The following is a 4,041-nucleotide window of genomic DNA, read 5'->3' on the forward strand; positions in this document are numbered from 1 at the left end:
GATGGCGGCGAGGGCGGCCGTCGCGGCGAGCGCGGTCAGCGCGGCCGACCGGGTGCGCCGGGTCGGCCGGGTGCGTGTCATCACGGAGGGTGGGGCCCTTTCCGGACCGGGGGAGAACGGGTGGAACGAAGCGATGAAACAGGTGGCAGCTGTGTGACCCATGAGGTGAGGACAGGGTTGCCCCCGGCCCCTCCCCCAATTCACCGACGTCCGGCGGGCGTCGCCCGCGCCCATGTACGACCGGTCCCCGACGCGCCGCCCGGACCGCCCCGTTCGCCCCACCGGACCGCACCTGTCCGGGAGACACCGGCCGTTCCGGAAAGATCCCGGGCGGTACGGGTTTCCCCGCGTCGGGTACGGCGTGCCCGGTGTCGTACTACCGTGGGAAACATGGGGCAGCATCACCACAGCGACAAACCCTGGCGGGTCAGGGTGGACGACGCGGACGGGACTCCCTTCGGTGCCGGGGTGCTGCTCGACGAACGGCATGTCCTCACCTGCGCGCACGTCGTGAGGGACGCGGGGGCCGCGCCCGGCGGGAGCGCCGCCGGGCTCCGGATCACCAGTGTCGCCTGCCGCCCGGAATGGACCAGGACCGCGCGGGTGGCCCCGCGCTCGTGGGTGCAGAAGAACGACACCCAGCGCGGCGACGTGGCGCTGCTCCGGCTGGACGAGCCGGCCGACTGCGGGACCCGTACCACCCTGTGGCGGGTGCCCCTCTCCGCCGGCGGCGTGAGCGCGTACGGCTTCCCGCAGGCGTCCAGGACGCTCGGCATGGGGGCGGACGCCGAACTGGCGGGCTCCGGCGGCCGGGAGGGCGAGTGGGGTCTGCTCAACCAGGTCCGCCCCCGGGGCCCGTGGATCGAGCCGGGCTACTCGGGAGCCGGAGTGGCCGTCAGCGAAGGGGAGTTCAAGGGCCGCGTCATCGGCATCGTGGTGGCCGACTTCGTGGACGGCGACGCCCACGCCGCCTGGATGCTGCCGACCGAGACCATCCAGGCGTACCTGCCGCAGATCGAGCCGTACACCGACGGCGTACGCACCAACGACCTGGGCCCCTCCGCCGGGAAGTGGCCCGACGACGTGCTGGGCGACTCGCTGCGGCTGGCGCTCACCCAGGAACTCACCCGGCTGCTCGACGGCAGGTGGGCGGGCGCCGTGGTCGTCGGCACCGGCGGCCCGACCGGGGCGGGCGGCTCGTGGCTGGTGCGCCTGGTCCGTACCGCCGATCCCGCCGCCCGGGCCGGCCTGTCCGACGCCGAGATCGCCGGGGCGCCCGGGGACACCGTGCTCGGGCTGGGCGCCATAGACGCGGCGTACGACGCCCGGGACAGGAGCGTCGAGGACGTACAGGGCTATCTGACCGAGCGGTTCGGGCTCCCGGGCGGCGACGACCGGGACATCGTGCGCCAGTTGTTACGCCGCCGCCCGCCGGCCTGCCTGGTGGTGGGCGGCGTCGACCGGGCGGAGGATCCCGGGGAACTGGTGCGCCGGCTGCTGGGGCCGCTCGCGGCCCGCGCCCGGACGCGCGGGCTGCGTCTGGCCCTCGGCTTCGAGGACCGGCCGCCGCCCGGCATGCCGTACGAGGTGTCCCTCGACGCCGAACGGCTCACCGCGACCGTACGGGGCGGGGTGACCGGCGGCGTGACCGCCGAGGCGGCCGAGACGGCTGTCGCGCAACTGGCGGCCGAGGAGGACGCGGCGGCCCGGCTCCAGGCGGCGTCGGGATGGATGTTCTTCGGCGCGCCCCGCCTACCGGTCTCGGCGGCGCCGCGGTTACGGGTCCGTACCGCCGTCGCGCGCGGCGCCGGACCCGATCCGGAACTCGCCGCGATCCACCTCCATGCCACCGCCGCCCGCGCCGAGGTCGCCCGGTTCGCCAAGGAGCTGGGGCTGATGACCGCCACCCTCGAGGATCTGCGCAAGGCCTTGGAGGTGCACCGGGTGCGGGCCGCGCGGTACTTCGGCGACGAGGACCTGGCGCTCGGCGAGCTCTACGCGCCCGCGGCCCGCGATCTCCAGACCCCGCCGATCGACCTGACGGCGGCCCGGAAACGGGTGAGGCGCTACATCGACGAGGTCAACCGCCGGATCGAGGAGGGGGAGTGGCGTGGGGAAGGCTGAGGCGGCGGAGAAGGGCGGGGGCCGGGGGGTGGCGGAGAGGTGCAACCGCCCCGACTGCGGGCGCGGCCTGATCGACGAGCAGGGATTCTGCGCCGTGTGCGACCGGCGCCCGCTGGAGCGGGCCCCCCTCCCGCCCGGCGAGCGCGAGACCGAGACCCGGGGCGTGAGCATCGGCGTCGCGAACGTACGCCCCGATCCCTGGTACGGCCTCGACCTCGCCGAGGCGGGGCAGCTGCCCGAGGCCGTCGACACCCCGACGCCGGAGCCCACGGCGATCGCCGAGGAGTACCGCTTCTGCGACAACACCGCCTGTGGAGAGCCGGTCGGCCGCGGTCACGACGGAGCGCCGGGCCGCGTCGCGGGCTACTGCCCCCACTGCGGCGCCCCGTTCGACTTCGCCCAGCCGCGCGGCCTGACCATCGCCGGGCGGTACGACGTCGAGCGCTACCTCGGGGCCGGGGCGTACGGCGCCGCGTACCTCGCCCACGACCGGAACCTCGCCACGGACGTGGTCCTGAAGAAGCTCAGGAACACCTCGGTGGCCTCGACGGTGCACCACGAGCGGACGGTCCTGGTCGGGCTGCGCCACGACAGCATCGTCCGCATCCTCGGCTACGAGACCGAGGGCCCGCACCTGGTGCTGGAGTACCTGCCCGGCGCGCCGCTGACCGCCCTCCCCGGCGACCGGCTCGAATTCCTGCTCGCGCACGGGGTCCGTATCCTCCAGGCGCTCGACTACCTGCACGCCAGGGGGCTGCTGCACTGCGACGTCAAGCCGTTGAACATCATCCGGTTCAAGGAGGAGAGTTCCGCCGGGCCGCGCGACCGGGTGCGGCTCATCGACTTCGGAGCCGTACGGACCAGGAAGGACACCGGGCCCGTCACGGCGTACACCGACGTCTACGCGCCTCCGGAGCACGATCCGGAGCACGTACGCCCCACCCCCGGCTTCGACCTGTACGGCCTCGGCATGACGCTGAGGGAGGTGTCCCGCCTCCATCTGCTGGAGCGCACCGCGCCCGGCATCGACTCCCTGCGCCTGCTGCTGGCGCGCGCCACCGACACGGCCGTACCCCAGCGCCGGTTCGTCTCGGCCCGGCAGTTCGGCGAGCAGCTGAGCGGGGTGATCCGGCAGGTCGTGGCGGCGCCGCCGACGCTGCGGCAGGTGACCAGGCCGTCGGCGCTCTTCGGCTCGATGCCGGACTCCCTGCACGGTGGCCTGGGGGCGGCCAGGCCACTCGCCCACTGGTTCACGGCGGCCCTGCCCGATGACGAGGACGGGGCCCTGACGCTGCCGCCGACGTTCTCCTCGCCGGCGCCCGCGACCATCGCGGTGGCGCTCCCGACGCCGCTGGGCGATCCCGACGAGCCGGACATAGCCGATTCCGCGGAGAGTTCGCTGGCCGAGAGCCGGCTCGCGCTGCGCAGGGACGACGCGGACCTGGCCGAACGCGCCCTCGCCCGCGCGATGTTGCCCGGGTGGCACTGGCTGCACTCCTGGTACTCCGGTCTGATCGCCCTGACCCGCGCGGACGCGGTCGCGGCCACCGCGCACTTCACCGAGGTCCGCGCCGCCCTCCCCGGTGAACTCATCCCCCAGCTCGCGCTCGGCCTGTGCGCCGAGCTGCGCGGTGACCTCGCCGTCGCCCGCTCGCACTACGGCACGGTCTTCGACACGACCCCCGCACTCGGCGCGGCGGGCTTCGGACTCGCCCGCGTCCTCCTGCTGTCCGGCCGGCGCGCGGACGCGGTGGCCACGGCGGAACGGCTGTCGCAGGAGTTCCGGTACGAACGGGAGGCGCGGGTGGCGGCGGTACGGCTGCTGGTGACCGTCGCCGCGCCGGAGCCCGGCGGGAACGACGCTCAGGGCGGCGCGGGTGGCGGCGACGCGGTCGGTCCCGCCCGGCCCGCCGACCC

2 protein-coding genes are annotated in these 4,041 nt (G+C 74.9%); both read left to right on the top strand.

What is annotated here, in order from left to right:
• Window positions 1-390: 390 nt before the first annotated feature.
• Window positions 391-2,124, top strand: coding sequence for a trypsin-like peptidase domain-containing protein (locus GT042_RS26465; protein WP_161311242.1), 1,734 nt, complete (start codon window positions 391-393; stop codon window positions 2,122-2,124).
• Window positions 2,111-4,041 (top strand): tetratricopeptide repeat protein (locus tag GT042_RS26470; protein WP_161311243.1); only part of this gene is annotated, 1,931 nt, incomplete at its 3' end. The genes GT042_RS26465 and GT042_RS26470, both read left to right, overlap by 14 nt.

This window comes from Streptomyces sp. SID3212 (assembly GCF_009865405.1).
Lineage (GTDB): Bacteria > Actinomycetota > Actinomycetes > Streptomycetales > Streptomycetaceae > Streptomyces.